The sequence below is a fragment of the Azohydromonas australica DSM 1124 genome (assembly GCF_000430725.1).
Lineage (GTDB): Bacteria > Pseudomonadota > Gammaproteobacteria > Burkholderiales > Burkholderiaceae_C > Azohydromonas > Azohydromonas australica.
Genome location: NZ_KE387213.1, coordinates 156671 through 174702 on the forward strand (window position 1 = coordinate 156671; position 18032 = coordinate 174702).

At 69.5% G+C, this 18032-nt stretch carries 17 protein-coding genes; 12 read left to right on the top strand and 5 right to left on the bottom strand.

Annotated features, from left to right (window positions below):
* Positions 1-94: 94 nt before the first annotated feature.
* A complete protein-coding gene (dnaA, locus tag H537_RS0135100) occupies positions 95-1504 on the bottom strand; it encodes a chromosomal replication initiator protein DnaA (RefSeq protein ID WP_029001617.1) in 1410 nt (469 codons plus the stop codon).
* A gap of 417 nt (positions 1505-1921) precedes the next feature.
* Here dnaA and rpmH point away from each other — a divergent pair, with 417 nt between their 5' ends.
* The 5 genes from rpmH to mnmE all read left to right on the top strand — a co-directional run bounded on the left by rpmH (position 1922) and on the right by mnmE (position 6032).
* Complete coding sequence (gene rpmH / locus H537_RS53870) at positions 1922-2056, top strand: 50S ribosomal protein L34 (RefSeq protein WP_029001618.1); 135 nt, start codon at positions 1922-1924, stop codon at positions 2054-2056.
* A gap of 17 nt (positions 2057-2073) precedes the next feature.
* Positions 2074-2490, top strand: coding sequence for a ribonuclease P protein component (gene rnpA / locus H537_RS51830; RefSeq protein WP_169517153.1), 417 nt, complete (start codon positions 2074-2076; stop codon positions 2488-2490).
* Between the two features lie 93 nt (positions 2491-2583).
* The gene (yidD, locus tag H537_RS0135115; RefSeq protein ID WP_029001620.1) at positions 2584-2892 is read left to right on the top strand and encodes a membrane protein insertion efficiency factor YidD; all 309 of its coding nucleotides are present in this window, start codon (positions 2584-2586) and stop codon (positions 2890-2892) included.
* Positions 2889-4550, top strand: coding sequence for a membrane protein insertase YidC (gene yidC, locus H537_RS0135120; RefSeq protein ID WP_029001621.1), 1662 nt, complete (start codon positions 2889-2891; stop codon positions 4548-4550). Before yidD ends, yidC begins: the two co-directional genes overlap by 4 nt.
* A gap of 75 nt (positions 4551-4625) precedes the next feature.
* Complete coding sequence (gene mnmE, locus H537_RS0135125; RefSeq protein ID WP_029001622.1) at positions 4626-6032, top strand: tRNA uridine-5-carboxymethylaminomethyl(34) synthesis GTPase MnmE; 1407 nt, start codon at positions 4626-4628, stop codon at positions 6030-6032.
* Positions 6033-6803: 771 nt separating this feature from the next.
* Here the strand turns inward: mnmE and H537_RS0135130 are convergent.
* Both H537_RS0135130 and H537_RS0135135 read right to left on the bottom strand, forming a co-directional pair.
* Positions 6804-7445 carry an NUDIX hydrolase gene (locus H537_RS0135130; RefSeq protein ID WP_029001623.1) on the bottom strand — a complete coding sequence of 214 codons (642 nt, stop codon included), beginning with the start codon at positions 7443-7445 and terminating at the stop codon, positions 6804-6806.
* 29 nt (positions 7446-7474) lie between these two features.
* Positions 7475-9475, bottom strand: coding sequence for a cation:proton antiporter domain-containing protein (locus H537_RS0135135; protein WP_029001624.1), 2001 nt, complete (start codon positions 9473-9475; stop codon positions 7475-7477).
* An 86-nt stretch (positions 9476-9561) separates the two neighbouring features.
* On the opposite strand from H537_RS0135135, the gene H537_RS0135140 reads away from it, so the two are divergent.
* From H537_RS0135140 to H537_RS0135155, 4 genes are read left to right on the top strand one after another with little or no spacing between them, the layout of a single operon-like run.
* Positions 9562-10548, top strand: a complete 987-nt coding sequence (locus tag H537_RS0135140; protein ID WP_029001625.1) for a KpsF/GutQ family sugar-phosphate isomerase — start codon at positions 9562-9564, stop codon at positions 10546-10548.
* The gene (locus H537_RS0135145; protein WP_043461455.1) at positions 10548-11120 is read left to right on the top strand and encodes a KdsC family phosphatase; all 573 of its coding nucleotides are present in this window, start codon (positions 10548-10550) and stop codon (positions 11118-11120) included. The genes H537_RS0135140 and H537_RS0135145 overlap by 1 nt, the downstream gene beginning before the upstream one ends.
* Positions 11121-11133: 13 nt before the next feature.
* A complete protein-coding gene (lptC, locus tag H537_RS0135150) occupies positions 11134-11796 on the top strand; it encodes an LPS export ABC transporter periplasmic protein LptC (RefSeq protein WP_238446923.1) in 663 nt (220 codons plus the stop codon).
* Positions 11793-12563 (top strand): SDR family oxidoreductase, encoded by a 771-nt coding sequence (locus tag H537_RS0135155; protein ID WP_029001628.1) that lies wholly within the window; start codon positions 11793-11795, stop codon positions 12561-12563. Before lptC ends, H537_RS0135155 begins: the two co-directional genes overlap by 4 nt.
* A gap of 166 nt (positions 12564-12729) precedes the next feature.
* Here H537_RS0135155 and rbp read toward each other — a convergent pair whose 3' ends face one another.
* Positions 12730-13233: an RNA-binding regulator gene (rbp, locus tag H537_RS0135160; RefSeq protein ID WP_029001629.1), complete on the bottom strand. Its 504-nt coding sequence runs from the start codon at positions 13231-13233 to the stop codon at positions 12730-12732.
* Positions 13234-13678: 445 nt separating this feature from the next.
* On the opposite strand from rbp, the gene H537_RS47340 reads away from it, so the two are divergent.
* From H537_RS47340 to H537_RS0135175, 3 genes are all read left to right on the top strand, one after another.
* Complete coding sequence (locus H537_RS47340) at positions 13679-15487, top strand: GMC family oxidoreductase (RefSeq protein ID WP_084151196.1); 1809 nt, start codon at positions 13679-13681, stop codon at positions 15485-15487.
* Between the two features lie 98 nt (positions 15488-15585).
* Positions 15586-16347, top strand: coding sequence for a sulfite exporter TauE/SafE family protein (locus H537_RS0135170; protein WP_029001630.1), 762 nt, complete (start codon positions 15586-15588; stop codon positions 16345-16347).
* A gap of 69 nt (positions 16348-16416) precedes the next feature.
* The gene (locus H537_RS0135175) at positions 16417-17232 is read left to right on the top strand and encodes an HDOD domain-containing protein (protein ID WP_029001631.1); all 816 of its coding nucleotides are present in this window, start codon (positions 16417-16419) and stop codon (positions 17230-17232) included.
* 22 nt (positions 17233-17254) lie between these two features.
* Here H537_RS0135175 and H537_RS0135180 read toward each other — a convergent pair whose 3' ends face one another.
* Positions 17255-18007 carry a class II glutamine amidotransferase gene (locus H537_RS0135180; RefSeq protein ID WP_029001632.1) on the bottom strand — a complete coding sequence of 251 codons (753 nt, stop codon included), beginning with the start codon at positions 18005-18007 and terminating at the stop codon, positions 17255-17257.
* Positions 18008-18032 lie beyond the last annotated feature (25 nt).

Sequence of the window (18032 nt, forward strand, 5' to 3'; positions counted from 1 at the left end):
CCGTCGCCGCACCCAGGAGCGCCAAAGGCCCGGACGTTAGTTGTCCAGGCCTTCGCAAATGGGGGCAAAACGAAGGTTCTCAACCTGCGCGGCTTCAGCCCTTGAGCGTCTGCTCCAGCACGTGCAGCTGCTGGTTGAGCTCGGTGTTCTTCTGGCGCTCGCCGCCGATCTTGCGCACCGCGTGCAGCACGGTGGTGTGGTCGCGGCCGCCGAAGAGCTCGCCGATCTCCGGGAGGCTCTTCTGCGTCATTTCCTTGGCCAGGTACATGGCGATCTGGCGCGGGCGCGCGATGCTGGCCGGGCGCTTCTTGGAGTACATGTCGGCGACCTTGATCTTGTAGAAGTCGGCCACCGTCTTCTGGATGTTCTCCACGCCGATCTGGCGGTTCTGGATGGAGAGCAGGTCCTTGAGCGCCTCGCGCGCGAGGTTGATGTTGATTTCCTTCTGGCTGAAGCGCGAGTAGGCCAGCACCTTGCGCAGCGCGCCTTCGAGCTCGCGCACGTTGGCGCGCACGTTTTTCGCAATGAAGAAGGCCACGTCCTCGGGCATGGCAGTGCCCTCGGCGTCGGACTTCTTCATCAGGATCGCCACGCGCATCTCCAGCTCCGGCGGCTCGATGGCCACCGTCAGGCCGGCGTCGAAGCGGCTGGTGAGGCGCTCGTCGATGTCCACCAGCCCTTTCGGGTAGGTGTCGCTGGTCATGATGATGTGCGCGCGCTTGGCCAGCAGCGCCTCGAAGGCGTTGAAGAACTCCTCCTGCGTGCGCTCCTTGCCGGCGAAGAACTGCACGTCGTCGATGAGCAGCAGGTCCAGCGAGTGGTACTTGGCCTTGAGCTCGTCGAAGGTCTTGCGCTGGTAGTTTTTCACCACATCCGTGATGAATTGCTCGGCGTGCAGGTACAGGATGCGCGCCTCGGGGTTGTCCTTGAGCAGCGCGTTGCCCACGGCGTGGATCAGGTGCGTCTTGCCCAGGCCCACGCCGCCGTAGATGAACAGCGGGTTGTACATGTGCCCTGGCGCGCCCGCGACGTGCAGCGCGGCGGTGCGCGCCATCTGGTTGGCGCGGCCGGGCACGAGGGTGTCGAAGGTCAGGGCCGGGTTGAGCCGGTTCAGCGACTGCGCCGGCGCGGGGGCCAGACGCGCCGACGGCGTGGCGGGAGCGGACGGGGCGTGCGGCGTGCCGTTGAACAGGTCGCCGGTGGGGGCGGTGCTGCTGCGCGGGGCGGGGCGTTCGATGGGGGCGGCGGGGCGGGTCGCCAGCGTCAGCTCCAGGCGCACCGTCTTGCCGGCCACGTCGGAGAGCACCTGCTCGATGCGCGCTGCGTACTGCGAGCGGATCCAGTCGAGCTTGAAGCGGTTGGGCACCTTCAGGCTCACCACCGCGGCGTCCCCCTCGTCGGCCACGTCGGCGGGCGGCAGGGGACGGATCCAGGTGTTGAACTGCTGTTCGGGCAACTCGGCTGCCAGGCGTGCGCAGCCTTGTTGCCAGAGGTCGTTGCTCATTGTGGAAAACTCTTTCATGAGCGGCAGGATTGTACGGTCCCGCCGCGGGGCGAGGCGGTGGTTATCCACAGATTGAAGCCCGTCGTCAACAGGCTTGTTGCACGGCTTCGTTGACCACACGCGGCGCTTCTGATGTAATCGCGGGTTTCCCGGATGCGCGAGTTTCGGGTGCGTTTTTGCGCCTACCCGAGCAGATCGATCCTTGCGCCGGGCCCCGCGCTGCAGAACTAACTCAGTTTCCTGCTCCCGCCGCCGGCAGGTGGCGTACAGCGTGTGGGCGCGTGCGGCAGGGCAGGCGATCGCCTCGTGCGCCGTCGCGACGCGGCCGTCCGGCACAGGTGTTCCAAGCGCCTGGCCGGGCCCGGGCAGCGACCCCCACCGGGCCCCTTCCCGAGAGAACTGCCGAGGATTTCCGTCATGAAACGCACCTATCAAGCTTCCAAGACCCGCCGCGCCCGTACCCATGGCTTCCTGGTACGCATGAAGACCCGCGGCGGCCGCGCCGTGATCGCCTCCCGCCGCGCCAAGGGCCGCAAGCGCCTGGCCGTCTGAGCGCAGACACCCGCACGGTGATCGGCCGCCTCACGAGCGCGGCCGACTTCCAGCGCGTGCTGCAGACCCGGCAGCTGTCGCGCAGTCCGCTCTTCGCGGCCCATCATCTGCGCCAGCGCCCCGGCCCTGCGGCGCAGTTGTCAACAGCCCCGGGCTCCGAGCCCGCGGCGCCTGTGGATGACCTGGTTTCCGGCTGGTGGCTGGGGCTGGTGGTGCCCAAGCGCCACGCCCGCCGTGCCGTCACGCGCAGCCTGATCAAGCGCCAGATGCGAGAAGCCCTGCGGCGCCATCAACAGCACCTGCCTCCCGGGCAGTGGGTGCTGCGCTTGCGCGCGCCCATCGACACCCGGCAGTTTCCTTCCGCGGCCTCCGATGCGCTGCGCGTCCTCGTGCGCGCGGAGCTGGAGAAGCTGCTCGGCCGCATCACGCCCTGAGCGCGAGCCGCCGCGCCCGCTGATGCCTTCTCCGCCATGGCCGCGCCGCTTCCATCCCCGACCGATGTCCCGGCCCCGCGCGGCTGGCGTGCCCTGCCGCAGCGCCTGCTCATCGGCGCGGTGCGCGGCTACCGGCTGCTGCTGAGCCCCTGGCTCGGCAGCGCCTGCCGCTTCGAACCCACCTGCTCGGCCTACGCACTGGAGGCGCTGCAGCGCCACGGCGCCGCGGCCGGCGCGTACATGACCACTGCCCGGCTGCTGCGCTGCCATCCCTGGTGCGCCGGCGGCCACGACCCCGTGCCGGCGCAGCCGCCTGGCCTGTTCACCCGGCTGCTGCGCACACCGGCGACGGCGGATACACCGCCGTCCGCTGATTCCCTTCCGACCCGGAACTCTCCATGACCGATATACGCCGCACCTTGCTGTGGGTGCTGTTCACGATGTCGCTCGTCCTCCTGTGGGACGCGTGGAACAAGCACAACGGCCAGCCCTCGTTCTTCGGCCCGCGCACGACGGCCACGGCGCCGGCGGCGGCCGGCAGCGCGCCGGCGGGCGTGCCCGCGCCGGCGGCCACGGCCACCGCGCCCGGCGCCACGCCGGTGACGCCCGCGGCGGCCGCGCCGGTGGCTGCCGAGCAGGTGACGCTCACCACCGACGTGGTCAAGGCCACCTTCAGCAGCCAGGGCGGCGACCTCGTGCACCTGGAGCTGCTGACGCAGGTCGACCACGGCGACAAGAACAAGCGCGTGGTGCTGTTCGACCGCAGCGCCGCACGCACCTACCTGGCGCAGACCGGCCTGATCACGCCCACCGGCACCGCGCTGCCCACGCACCTCACGCCGATGACGGTGGCGCCCGGCCCGCGCGAGCTCAAGGACGGCGGCAACGAGCTGCAGCTGCGCTTCGAGTCCGCCCCCGTGGGCGACGTGCAGCTGGTCAAGACCTACACGCTGCGCCGCGGCGAGTACACGGTGGGCGTGCGCCACGAGGTGATCAACCGCTCCGCCGCCCCGGTGTCGCCGCAGCTCTACCTGCAGCTCGTGCGCGACAGCAAGCCGCTGCCGGGCGATTCCTCGTTCTACTCGACCTTCACCGGCCCGGCGGTCTACACCGACGCCAGCAAGTTCCACAAGGTCAGCTTCGAGGACATCGCCAAGGGCAAGGCCCAGCACGACAAGAGCGCCGACAACGGCTGGATCGCCATGGTCCAGCACTACTACGCCTCGGCCTGGCTGGTGAAGCAGGCGCAGCCGCGCGAGTTCCGCACCGCCAAGATCAGCGACGACCTGTACTCCGTGGCCATGGTGCTGCCGCTGGGCGAGGTGGCCCCGGGCACGACCAAGGCGCAGGACGCGCAGCTCTTCGCCGGCCCGCAGGAGGAAAACCGCCTGGAGGCGCTGGCCCCGGGCCTGGAGCTGGTCAAGGACTACGGCTGGTTCACGGTGCTGTCCAAGCCGCTGTTCTGGCTGCTGGACCACCTGCACCGCATCCTGGGCAACTGGGGCTGGTCGATCATCGCCCTGGTGGTGCTGCTCAAGATCGCCTTCTACTGGCTCAACGCCAACGCCTACAAGTCGATGGCGAAGATGAAGGCGATCAACCCGCGCGTGCAGGAGCTGCGCGAGCGCCACAAGAGCGACCCGCAGAAGATGCAGCAGGAAATGATGCGCATCTACCGCGAGGAGAAGGTCAACCCGCTGGGCGGCTGCCTGCCGATCTTCATCCAGATGCCCTTCTTCATCGCCCTGTACTGGGTGCTGCTGAGCTCGGTGGAGATGCGCAACGCGCCCTGGATCGGCTGGATCACGGACCTCTCGGTCAAGGATCCGTTCTACATCCTGCCGCTGCTGATGACCGCCTCCACGATGCTGCAGACCTGGCTCAACCCGACGCCGCCGGATCCCACGCAGGCCAAGATGATGTGGATCATGCCGCTGGTGTTCTCGGTGATGTTCTTCGCCTTCCCGGCCGGCCTGGTGCTGTACTGGCTGACCAACAACCTGCTGTCCATCGCGCAGCAGTACGTGATCAACAAGCGGCTGGGCGTGCTCAACAAGTAAGCCCCGCCTGACACGCGACCTCCATGACGCCCCGCCCCGTGCGGGGCGTTTTCCTTGGCGCTCCACAATTTCCCCATGCTTGCTCGACACCAGGACCCCATCGTCGCCATCGCCACCGCGCCCGGACGCGGCGCGGTGGGCATCGTGCGCGTTTCCGGCCGCGGCCTCGCGCCGCTGGCCGAAGTGCTCTGCGGCCGCGCGCTGCAGCCCCGGCGCGCCGCCTACGGCCCTTTCCTGGCCGAGGACGGCCAGCCCATCGACCAGGGCCTGGCCCTGTTCTTCCCCGCACCGCACTCCTACACCGGCGAGGACGTGCTGGAGCTGCAGGCGCACGGCGGCCCGGTGCTGCTGCAGCTGCTGCTGGCGCGCTGCCTGCACGCCGCGGCGCAGGTGGATGCCGAGGGCCGCGCCCGCCTGCCGCGGCTGCGCCTGGCCGAGCCGGGCGAGTTCACCGAGCGCGCCTTCCTCAACGGCAAGCTGGACCTGGCGCAGGCCGAGGCCGTGGCCGACCTGATCGACGCCAGCACCGAGGCCGCGGCGCGCTCGGCGGGCCGCTCCCTGAGCGGCGCCTTCTCCGCCGAGATCGAGACGCTGCGCGAGCAGGTGGTGAAGCTGCGCATGCTGGTGGAGGCGACGCTGGACTTCCCGGAGGAGGAGATCGACTTCCTGCAGCAGGCCGACGCGCGCGGGCAGCTCACGCGCATCACCGCCACCCTGGACGGCGTGCTGGACCGCGCGCGCCAGGGCGCGCTGCTGCGTGAGGGCATCAAGGTGGTGCTGGCCGGGCAGCCCAACGTGGGCAAGAGCTCGCTGCTCAACGCGCTGGCGGGGGCGGAGCTGGCCATCGTCACGCCGATCGCCGGCACCACGCGCGACCGGGTGCGCGAGACGATCCAGATCCAGGGCGTGCCGCTGCACGTGATCGACACCGCGGGACTGCGCGAGGAGCACGCCGACGAGGTGGAGCGCATCGGCATCGAGCGCAGCTGGCAGGCGATCCAGGAGGCGGACGCCGTGATCTTCCTGCACGACCTCTCGCGCCTGGGCCAGCCGGACTACGACGCCGCCGAAGACCAGATCGCGCAGCGCCTGGGGCTGGAGGGTGCGCAGGCCGCGGGCGAGCGCGTGCTGCACGTCTACAACAAGGCGGACCTGGGTCTGGCGCCCGACGGCAGCCTGGCGCTGTGCGCGCGCAGCGGCCAGGGGCTGGACGCGCTGCGCGCCGCGCTGCTGGAGCGCGCGGGCTGGCATGCGAGCCCGGAAGGCGTGTTCATCGCCCGCACGCGCCACGTGCAGGCGCTGCGCCGCACGCGCGAGCACCTGGAGCTGGCGGCGGCGCACGTCGACTCGCCCGAGCCGCCGCTGGACCTGTTTGCCGAGGAGCTGCGCCTAGCGCACAACGCGCTCGGGGAAATTACCGGCGCCTTCTCGGCGGACGATTTACTTGGGGAAATCTTCAGCCGGTTCTGCATCGGCAAATGAACCTGCACAGCGGCGCTCGGCGCCGCTGTGCACAACTCAAAGTTATAGGCAGCTCATCCACAGGGAAATCCAGTGCAAGCCCAGCCTCAAATGACGAACTGCTCATGCCGCGTCAGTGATCCGCAGCCGCGATCCTGAAAAAACCCAATCGCCACAGTCACTTGCGTTCATCAACCCTGTGCACTCCGGAGATCTGAGGCGGTTGAAAAGCTGAAAGCTTTGAATCTGGAACGTGAGCTGATTCCGGTCATGCCGAACAGGGCAAATACCTCCACGAGGTTCTTTTCGAATCCGTCATCAAGGTTTATCGCCTTATCTACCCAAAACTAACTCCAGTGAGCGGGGACGGCCGTGCTTGGAAATTCCAAGCCCTGGCAATCCGGTATCCGGGCCATGCCGGCGCGTTCCACATCGCGTGTCTTGTCAGCCTGGCTTCTCGACGCTTGCACCGGCTTGCTTGCTCTTCCTGAGCTGCCGGCGGATGTTCGTTTTCCCTCTCTTCAAGAGGAATTTCAAGATGGTGGTCGTGGTGGAGGGCCGCTTGCGCTGTGGACAACTCGCTTATCCCCTGACTTATCAACTGCTTGCCTCGCGCACAAGGCTGTGGGCGCGACTGCCGCAAGCGTGAAGGTGTACAGACAACAACTTGGCGCCAGACGCGGTGCGCTGTGCACAACCCGAAGTTGTTCAGGTTGCTATCCACAGCTTTGTTCAACGACGTGCCGGCGGTGCCCTCGAATCCGCCGCAAGACAGGTGCGGGGCGGACGGTGTCAGCCCGCCGCGAGCAGCCGCAGCAGCGGGGCGTCGTTGGGATGGGTAAGGAAATCGGCCAGCCGCGCGCGCGGCACCAGGTGCACCGCCTGCGTTTCCCAGCACATCGCGCCGGGGTGGCCGCCGATGCGCAGCGCGCGGTAGTAGCGCGTGAGCGTGTTGGTGCGCCGGCAGTCGAGCAGGAAGCCCGTGAGCTGCACCAGCAGCCCGGCTTCCTCCAGCGCCTCCTTCACCGCGGTGGCGCGCAGCGACAGGCCCGGATCGACGCGGCCCTTGGGCAGCGTGCTGGCGTAGCCGCCGAAGGCATTGCTGGGCGCGACGAGCCACACGCGGCCATCGCGCTCCTCGATGGCCACGCCCGCGGCCGCCCTGAGCGTGGCCACGGCGGGGTAGGGCGGCTCCTCGAACACCGGTCCGGCCGCGGCCAGCGCCTCCCAGCCGGCAACGTCCGTGGGCAGCGCCACGGCCGGGCTCAGGTCCACGCCCAGGAGCCGCGGCGGCAGCGGGCCATCGGGCACGACGGTGGCGACGGCCGCCGAGTCCAGCCAGGTCGCCGGCGGCGTCGGGGTGCTGGGACGGCGCAGCGGGACGGGCGCGCCGTTCTCGTCCAGGCGGGGATGGAAGTGTGGCGTGGAGGACATGTGCGCCAGGGTAGGACGGCCGCGCGCCCTCAGCCTCGCAGCAGCTTGTCCTCGGCCAGGGCCAGCGCCTCGGGCACGCCCGACAGCACCAGCGTGTCGCCGGGGTGCAGCACGATCTCGTCGCTGGCCTGCACCACCTGGCCGGCAGCGCGGCGCACGGACAGCGTGCGCACGCCCAGCGCGTGCAGCGTCAGGTCGCCCAGCTTCTGGCCCAGGCTGGCCGCGGCGGCGGGCAGGCTGACCGTGGCCAGCCGCGCCTGCTGGCGCTCCTCCAGCGTCTGGTCGTCATCGGCGCCATGGAAGTAGCCGCGCAGCAGGCCGTAGCGCGCCTCGCGCGCCTCGCGCGCCAGGCGCAGCACGCGGCGCACCGGCACGCCCACCAGCGCCAGCGCGTGGCTGGCCAGCATCAGCGAGCCTTCCAGCGCCTCGGGCACCACCTCGGTGGCGCCGGCGGCGCGCAGCTTCTCCAGGTCGCTGTCGTCGATGGTGCGCACCAGCACCGGCACGTGCGGCGCGTGCTCGTGCACGAGGCCCAGCACCTTCAGCGCCGACGGGGTGTCGTGGTAGGTGATGACGACGGCGCTGGCGCGCGCCAGGCCTGCGGCCATCAGGCTGCGCAGCCGTGCCGCGTCGCCGAAGACCACGCTCTGCCCCGCGGCGGCGGCCTGGCGCACGCGGTCGGGGTCCAGGTCCAGAGCCATGTAGGGGATCTTCTCCGCCTCCAGCAGCCGCGCCAGCGCCTGGCCGCTGCGGCCGTAGCCGCAGATGATCAGGTGCGCCTCGTTGCGCATCGACTTCTTGGCGATGGAGGTGAGCTGCACCGACTGCATCATCCAGTCGGTCGCGGACAGGCGCGCCACGAGGCGGTCGGCATGCATGATCACGAAGGGCGTGGCCAGCATCGACAGCACCATGCTCGCCAGCACCGGGCTGACCCACTTGGGATCGATGAGCCCGTGCTCGCTGCTCAAGCTGAGCAGCACGAAGCCGAACTCGCCCGCCTGCGCCAGGTACAGGCCCGTGCGCAGCGCCACGCCCGGCGGCGCGCGGAAGATGCGCGCCAGCCCGGCCACCAGCACGAACTTGGCCAGCAGCGGCAGCGTGGACAGCAGCAGCACCAGCGGCCACTGCGTGAGCATCGGGCGCCCGTCGAGCTTCATGCCGATGGTGATGAAGAACAGGCCCAGCAGCACGTCGTGGAAGGGGCGGATGTCGCTCTCCACCTGGTGCTTGTAGGGCGTTTCGGCGATGAGCATGCCGGCGACGAAGGCGCCCAGCGCCAGCGACAGCCCCGCGTGCTCCGTCAGCCAAGCCAGGCCCAGCGTCACCAGCAGCAGGTTCAGCACGAAGAGTTCCTCGCTCTTGCGCCGCGCCACCAGCGTGAGCCACCAGCGCATGAGCTTCTGCCCGCCCGACAGCAGCAGCGCTAGCAGCGCCACGGCCTTGAGCAGCGCTAGGCCCAGCGCCTGCAGCAGGTTGCCGCCGCCGGCGCCCAGCGCCGGGATCAGCACCAGCAGCGGCACCACGGCCAGGTCCTGGAACAGCAGGATGCCCAGCACGCGGCGGCCATGTTCACTCTCCAGTTCCAGCCGCTCGGCCATGAGCTTCACGACGATGGCGGTGCTCGACATGGCGATCGCGCCGCCCAGCGCCACCGCGCCCTGCCACGACAGCTCCCAGGGCCGCGCCGTGAAGGAGAAGGCGAACAGCAGCAGCAGGTGCCCCAAGACCGCGCCGACCATGGTCAGCACCACCTGCGACAGGCCCAGCCCGAACACCAGCGTGCGCATGCTGCGCAGCTTGGGCAGGTTGAACTCCAGCCCGATGGCGAACATCAGGAACACCACGCCGAACTCGGCCAGGTACTTCACGCCCGCGCTGTCTTTGGCCAGCGCCAGCGCGTTGGGGCCGATGAGCACGCCCACGGCGAGGTAGCCCAGCATGGGCGGCAGCTTCATGGAACGGCACAGCACCACGCCCAGTACGGCGGCGATCAGGTAAAGCAGGACGAGTTCAAGCGTGGAGGCCATGGAGCGGGAACGGGGGAGACTGCGGCGCGGACGCAAGCACGGGGGCCTGCCACCTAGAATCCGCGACTCTATAGGACCCCCCTCAAGTGAAAGCCCTGGATCCCCAACGAGCGCTGGCGCTGGCCGCGCAGACCTTCGACATCGAGGCGCGCGCGCTGCTGGTGCTCAAGGAGCGCGTGCAGCGCGACGACGCCTTCGCTCGCGCCGTGCGCCTGATGCTGAACTGCCGCGGTCGCGTGGTGGTGATGGGCATGGGCAAGAGCGGCCACGTGGGCCGCAAGATCGCCGCCACGCTGGCCTCCACGGGCACGCCGGCGATGTTCGTGCACCCGGCCGAGGCCGGCCACGGCGACCTGGGCATGGTCACGGCCGGCGACGTGGTGCTGGCGCTGTCCAACTCCGGCGAGAGCGACGAGCTCAACCTGATCCTGCCGGTGCTCAAGCGGCTGCAGGTGCCGCTGGTGGCGATGACGGGCCGTGCGGAATCGGCGCTGGGGCGCCATGCCGAAGTGGTGCTCGACAGCGCCGTCGAGGCCGAGGCCTGCCCGCTGAACCTGGCGCCCACGGCCAGCACCACGGCGCAGATGGCCTTCGGCGACGCGCTGGCGGTGGCGCTGCTGGACGCGCGCGGCTTCAAGGAGGAAGACTTCGCGCGCTCGCACCCCGGCGGCGCACTGGGGCGCAAGCTGCTGGTACTGGTGGGCGACCTCATGCGCGCGGGCGACGCGGTGCCGCGCGTGGGTCCGCAGGCCGACTTCAACACGCTGCTGCGCGAGATGACGGGCAAGGGCCTGGGCTTCACGGCCATCGTGGACGAGGCCGGCCATGCGCAGGGCATCTTCACCGACGGCGACCTGCGCCGCCTCATCGAGCGCGGCGTGGATCTGCGCTCGCTCATCGCGGCGGATGTGATGCACCCGAACCCGAAGCGCGTGCGCGAGGACGAGCTGGCTGTCGAAGCCGCCGACCTGATGGAGCAGCACCGCATCACCAGCGTGCTGGTGGTGGACGAACAGCAGCGCGTGGTGGGCGCGCTCAACAGCAACGACCTCATGCGGGCCAAGGTGATCTGATGCTGCCGGCACTCACGTTCGCGCCCGAGCTGCTGCTGCGGGCCCAGGGCCCCGGGCTGGGCATGCGCGCGGCGATCTTCGACGTCGACGGCGTGCTCACCGACGGCAGCCTCTACATCGGCGACGCCGGCGAGGTGTTCAAGGCCTTCAGCGTGCTCGACGGGCAGGGTCTGAAGCTGCTGGCGCAGGGCGGCATCGTACCCATCGTCATCACCGGGCGCGACTCGGCGGCGGTGCGCCGCCGCGTGGCGGACCTGGGTCTGCAGCACGCGCACTACGGCGTGAAGGACAAACTTGGCGTGGCGCAGCAGATGCTGGCCGGGCTGGGCATCGGCTGGGAGGAGCTGGCGGTGATCGGCGACGACTGGCCGGACCTGCCGCTGATGGCGCGCGCGGGCTTCGCCTGCGCGCCGGCCAACGCGCATGCCGAAGCGCGGGCGCGGGCGCACTACGTCACCGCCGCGCGCGGCGGGCAGGGCGCGGCGCGCGAGTTCTGCGATCTGCTGCTGGTGGCCAACGGCCGCTATGCGGCGTTGCTCGACGGTCACCTGACCACGCTGGACGCCCGCTGAGAGACCGCCCACCGTGCTGGCCCTGGACGACGACACCCTGCCTCCGCCGCCTCCGCGCCGCGTCCCCGTGCAGATGCCCTGGGGGCTGCGCGTGCGCGAGTGGGCGCTGGGTTACCTGCCGCTGTTGATGATGGCGCTGCTGGCGCTGGCCACCTGGTGGCTGGTGAAGAACACACCCAGCGCGCCCGGCACGGACACCGAGCGGCCGGTGAGCCACGTGCCCGACTACACGATGAACGGCTTCACCACGCAGCGCTTCGCGCCCACGGGGGCGCTGCGGGTGCAGATCGAGGGCGCGCAGCTGCGCCACTACCCGGACACCGACACCTTCGAGATCGACAACGTGCGCATCCGTGCGCTGGGCGAGGACGGCAGCGTCACCAACGCCACAGCGCGCCGTGCGCTCAGCGACGGCAAGGGCACGCACGTTCAGCTGCTCGGCAGCGCGCAGGTGGTGCACGAGACGACCGACGGGCGCGAGCCGGTCGAGTTCCGCGGCGAGGCGCTGCAGCTCTTCACCGAGACCGAGCGCGTCTACTCCGACCAGCCGGTGCAGGTGCTGCAGGGCCGCAACGACATCCGGGCTGCGGGCATCGACTATGACCATCGCAGCCGCGTGGCGCAGCTGCAGGGTCCGATCAAGGCGCGGCTGGATCCGCCGGCCCGACGCCGTTGAGTCGCCTCGTCTTCATCACCGGCGGTTCCAGCGGCATCGGGCAGGCGCTGGCTTCACATGCGCTGGCCCAGGGCTGGCGCGTGGTGCTGGTGGCACGGCGCAAGGAGGCGCTGCTGGCCTGGGTGCAACAGCAGCCGGCGGCACAGCACATTGCCGTCTACGCCGCCGACGTGCGCGATCCGCAGGCGATGGCGGCGGTGGGCCGCGAGTGCATTGCCGAGCATGGGTTGCCGGACGTGGTGATCGCCAACGCGGGCATCAGCGTGGGCATCGACAGCGCCGATTTCGAGGATCTGCAGGTGCTCCGGGAGACGCTGGAGACCAACGTGCTGGGCATGGCCGCGAGCTTTCACCCGTTCCTGGCGCTCATGCGCGAGCGGCGCGCGGGCACGCTGGTGGGCATCGGCAGCGTGGCGGCCATCCGTGGGCTGCCAGGTCATGGCGCCTACTGTGCAAGCAAGGCTGCGGTGCTGGCCTACTGTGAGAGCCTGCGTGGGGAGTGCCGTTCCTTCGGCGTGCGTGTGCTCACGCTCAGTCCTGGCTACGTGGACACGCCGCTGACGCGGGGCAATCCCTATCCAATGCCGTTCCTCATGACGCCCGAGGCCTTCGCGCGCAGTGCGTGGCGGGCGATCGAGCGCGGCGACAGCTATCGCGTCATCCCGTGGCCGATGGCCGTGGTGGCGCGGCTGTTGCGCCTGCTGCCGAACGCGCTGTTCGACCGTATTTTTTCAGGCCGGCCGCGCAAGCCGCGGCGTGGTCGCTGAGTTCAGGGTTCCAAAACTCGATTGCCGGAAATCCAGTGCGAGCACGGCCCGCCATGGCGTTGATCACACGCAATCGGCCTAGAAAACCCCAGAAAAACGAAAGGCGCTGGTTTATGCCAGCGCCCTTGGAGGCCGGCCCGTGAGGGCCGGAATCTCAATCGATGCGTCAGTAACTGCTGCTGCCGCCGCCACCGTAGCCGCCACGACCACCGCCGCCGCCACCGTAGCCACCGCGGCCACCGCCGCCACCGCCGCCGTAGGGGCTGCGACCACCGCCGCCGCCACCGCCGCCGTAACCACCACGGCCACCGCCGCCGCCGCCGTAGCCACCGCCGCCACCACCGTAGCCGCCGCCACTACTGCCGCCGCCGTAGCCGCCGCGGCCACCGCCGCCGCCGCCGTAGCCACCACCCGGGCGCTCTTCACGCGGACGGGCTTCGTTGACCACGATGGCACGCCCTTCAAGGGCCTGCCCGTTCATGCCGTTGATGGCCGCTTGGGCCTCGGCATCCGAGCCCATCTCGACAAAGCCGAAGCCCTTCGAGCGGCCGGTTTCACGGTCCATCATGACCTTTGCAGAGGTCACAGAACCGAACTGAGAGAACGCCTCGTGCAAAGAATCATCACGGACGCTGTAGGCCAGATTGCCCACATACAGCTTATTTCCCATGGGGAAGCCCCTTTCCAATCTCACTCACTCAATACCATGTGGAGCTTCAACCCATCGTGAACCACTCAACCGAAGGCGCCGCATCCAGACACAGGCGAACCATTATCAAGGAATCTTTCCGTGCCACACGCAGCAGGGAAGTTAAATGTTGTATTGCCGATTGAGGACAAACCCGTAGCAAACCCGGGCACAACCCTGGTAGTCCGGTTCCCCGAGCTGGAAACACAACAGCCGTCGATGCTTTTTTGCTCTGTAGCGGTACCGTGAGGCGCGCTGTACACGACGGCCGGTGCAAGACTCGCGACGCTTCCACCGGGCCGGCGCCATGCCCTTGCGCCTTCTGCTGTAAAGCACGGTGGTGTCTCTCTTGGGCATCGCCCTAGCATGCCTTGGCTTGGCCGCCACGCGGCCTTCCACCGGTGTCCGCAAGACACGAAGACCCGCCATGAACACCGAGACGAGCACAACCTATGACTACATCGTCGTGGGCGCTGGCACCGCCGGCTGCCTGCTGGCCAACCGGCTCAGCGCCGACTCCAGACACCGCGTGCTGCTGGTCGAGGCGGGCGGGCGCGACGACTACCTGTGGATCCACATCCCGGTCGGCTATCTCTACTGCATAGGCAACCCGCGCACCGACTGGCTCTACCACACCGACGCCGATCCCGGTCTCAACGGGCGGCGACTGCGCTACCCGCGCGGCAAGGTGCTGGGCGGCTGCTCCAGCATCAACGGCATGATCTACATGCGCGGCCAGTCGCGCGACTACGCACAGTGGGCGGAGATCTGCGGCGACGAGGCCTGGAACTGGCCGCAGTGCCTGCCCTTCTTCCTGCGCCACGAAGATCACTGGCGCGGTGCTGACGAGATGCATGCCGCGCCGGGCTTCGACCCCAGCGGCACGCGGCTCGGCGGCGAGTGGCGCGTGGAGCGCCAGCGTCTGCGCTGGGAGATCCTGGACGCCTTCGCACAGGCGGCGCAGCAGGCGGGCATCCCGGCCAGCGAGGACTTCAACCGCGGCAACAACGAGGGCGTGGGCTACTTCGAAGTCAACCAGCGCAGCGGCGTGCGCTGGAACGCCGCCAAGGCCTTCCTGCGGCCGGCGCGCTCTCGGGCCAACCTGACAGTGCAGACCGGCGCCACCGTCACGCGCGTGCTGCTGGAGCGCGACTGCGATGGCGTGCAGCGGACCACGGGCATCGAGATGCGGCTGGGAGGCGGTGCGCCAGTGCAGGTACGGGCCGCCCGCGAGGTGGTGCTCGCCAGCGGCGCCGTGGGCACGCCGGCGTTGCTGCAGCACTCGGGCATTGGGCCGGCGCCGCTGCTGCAGCGTCTGGGCATTGCATTGCGTCACGAGTTGCCCGGCGTGGGCGCGAACCTGCAGGACCATCTCCAGATCCGTGCCGTGTTCAAGGTCCGCGGCGTGCGCACGCTCAACACGTTGGCGAGCTCGCTCACGGGCAAGGCGCGCATTGGTCTGGAGTACCTGCTCAAGCGCAGCGGTCCCATGAGCATGGCGCCCTCGCAGCTCGGCGCCTTCACCCGTTCGGATCCCTCGCGCGCCTGGCCTGATCTGCAGTACCACGTGCAGCCGCTGTCACTGGATGCCTTCGGGGAGCCGCTGCATGCCTTCGACGCCTTCACCGCCAGCGTCTGCAACCTCAACCCCAGCTCGCGCGGGCAGATACAGATAGTTTCGCCCGATCCGGCGCAGCCGCCTTCCATCCGTGCCAACTACCTCAGCACCGAGCAGGACCGGCACGTCGCCGCGCAGTCGCTGCGCCTGACGCGGCGCATCGTCGCCATGCCCGCACTGGCGCCGTACCAGCCGCAGGAATTCAGGCCCGGCCCGCAGTTCCAGAGCGACGAGGAGCTTGCGCGGCTGGCCGGCGACATCGGCACCACCATCTTCCATCCCGTGGGCACCTGTCGCATGGGGCGCGCGGACGACGAGCAGGCGGTGGTTGACGCCCGGCTGCGGCTGCGCGGCGTGCGCGGCCTGCGCGTGGCCGACGCCAGCGTGATGCCCACCATCACCAGCGGCAACACCAACTCGCCCACGCTCATGATCGCCGAGCGTGCCGCGCACTGGATACTGCGCGAGACACCGTCGGACACACTCAACCGGGTAAATACCGATGTCGAGGTCAACGCAACTGCTTACATTGCGCGGACTCGCAGCAACGCCGCCTCCTCGGCAGGTGTTGTCTGGACGGAGGCCGAGGAGACTGTTCAGAACGATTCAAAGAAGTGAGCGAAGCGCCGCCCCCATAGCGGCCCGCTGTCACAATTCAAGGGCGCCGGTTTGACCGGCGCTTTTTTTTCGTCCTGCATCTCCGTTTTTTGCTGTTCATGTCCGAGTTGCTGCTCGTTGCCCTGGCTTCGGCCCTGGCGGGTTTCATTGATGCCATCGTTGGGGGCGGCGGGCTGGTGCTCACGCCGGCGCTGTTCGCGGTCTACCCCCAAGCCGTGCCGGCCACGCTGCTGGGCACCAACAAGAGCGCCTCGGTCTGGGGCACGGCCTGGGCCTGCACGCAGTACGCGCGCCGCGTGCAACTGAACTGGCGCACGCTCTGGCCGGCAGTGGTGGCGGCGCTCGTGTCCGCTTTCCTGGGCGCCTGGGCCGTCACGCTGGTCAGTCCCTCGGGGCTCAAGCGCGCCCTGCCGCTGCTGCTGCTGGCGGTGCTCGTCTACACGCTGGCGCGCAAGGACCTGGGCCGCACCCACTGTCCGCGCTTCGTCGGCCGCCACGAGGCGCTGGCCGCCGCCGTGGTGGGCGCCACAGTGGGCTTCTACGACGGCTTCTTCGGTCCGGGTACGGGCAGCTTCTTCGTGTTCCTGTTCGTGCGCGTGCTGGGCTACGACTTCCTGCACGCCTCGGCCAGCGCCAAGCTGCTGAATCTGGCCACCAACATCGCGGCGCTGGCGCTGTTCGCGCCCAAGGGGCACGTGTGGTGGCACATCGCCCCGGTGCTGGCCGCGGCCAACGTGGGCGGCAGCCTGCTGGGCACACGGCTGGCGCTGCGTCACGGCGCCGGCTTCGTGCGTGCAATTTTCATCACTGTGGTGAGCGCGTTGATCCTGAAGACCAGCTTTGATGCATTACGGCTGTGATGCGTAAGCGTCTGCATGCGCCTGCCGCGTACCATCGCCGTGTTTGCCCCCCGCACCGCAGGCTGTGCCATGCCCGTCGATCCTGAACTACGTCGCCTCGACGTCGACATTCCGACCCAACCCCACGCGCTGGCGCAGCTCACGCCGCTGCTGTCGCGTGAAGACACCGGCCTGCAGGCCGTTTCCGCGCTCATCGAGACCGACATGGCGCTGGCTGCAGCCGTGCTGCGTGCCGTCAACTCCTCGCTCTACGGACTGCGCGGCCGCGTGCAGACGGTGCACCAGGCCTTGACGTACCTCGGCCTGCGCGAGGTGGCGGCCATCACCTTCGAGTTCGGGCTGCGCGCCGTCTTCCCGCCAGCGCTGGAGCTGGAGCCGCTGTGGCAGTGCGCCGTCAAGCGCGGGCTGCTGATGGGCCGCATGGCGCAGCGCTTGAGCAGCACCGACGGCTGGGCCGCGCATTCCGCCGGTCTGTTCGAGGAGTGCGGAAAGGCGGTGCTCTTCCGCCACGACTGCGCGCACTACCGGATCATGCTCAAGGACGCCGGCAACGACGACGTGGCGCTGACCCGGCTGGAGCGCCAGCGCTTCGGCGTAAGCCACGACGCGCTGGGCGCGGCCCTGTGCGAGAGCTGGGGCCTGGCCGGCTCGGCCGTGGCCTGCGTGCGCCACCACATCGCCGTGCAGGGCGGCGCGGCTCTGCCCTCAGGGCTGCAGCGCCCGCTGGTGCTGGCACTGTCGGCCGTGGCGCACAGCCTGATGCACGACCCCGACCGCCTGAAGGAAACGGTGCAGCGCGTGGCCGAGCCCGCCGGCGTGCAGCCGGACCGGCTGCTGGAGACGGCGCGGCGCGTGCTGGAGCAGCTCCAGGGCGCCGGCGACTGAGGCTGTGGCGGTGCGGCCGGCCTCAGGCCGGCGCGCCGTCGATGAACAGCCGCAGCTCGCCGGGCGCGAAGGGCGTCCACTCCTCGTCTGCGGTAAGCGGCTCGGTGGCGATCACGGCCACGCGGTCCTGCGGCGTGGTGAGCTGGGAGAAGTCCACCGTCAGGTCCTCGTCGCGCAACCGCGCGGGACGGAAGGGGTGGCGGCGCTGCAGCCAGAACAGCCGCGTGGAGCCGTGCGCCCACAGCGCCTGGCCGTTGGAGAGCAGGAAGTTGAAGCTGCCCCGCGCATTGAGCTGCGGCACCAGCTCCCCCAGCGTGCGCGTGAGCTCGGGCAGCGCCGGCACGCTGGCATGCGCCTTGGCCAGCTCCTGCATCAGCCAGCAGAAGGCGCGCTCGCTGTCGGTGTCGCCCACGGGCCGGAAAGCGCCGTGCAGCCGCGGCTCGAACGTCTTGAGGTCGCCGTTGTGGGCGAACACCCAGTAGCGGCCCCAGAGCTCACGCATGAACGGATGCGTGTTCTCCAGCGCGGTGCGCCCGTGCGTGGCTTTGCGGATGTGGGCGATGACGTTCTGGCTGCGGATCGGGCAGCGCTGCAGCAGCTCGGCCACCGGCGACTGGCGCGCGCCGTAGTGGTCCACGAACAGCCGCACGCCGCGGTCCTCGAAGAAGGCGATGCCAAAGCCGTCCTTGTGCTCGTGCGCACGGGTGGCCAGCCCCGTGAAGCTGAACATCACGTCGGTCGGCGTGTTGGCATTCATGCCCAGGAGTTGGCACATGGCGGGAATTGTGCAGGAGGCCGTG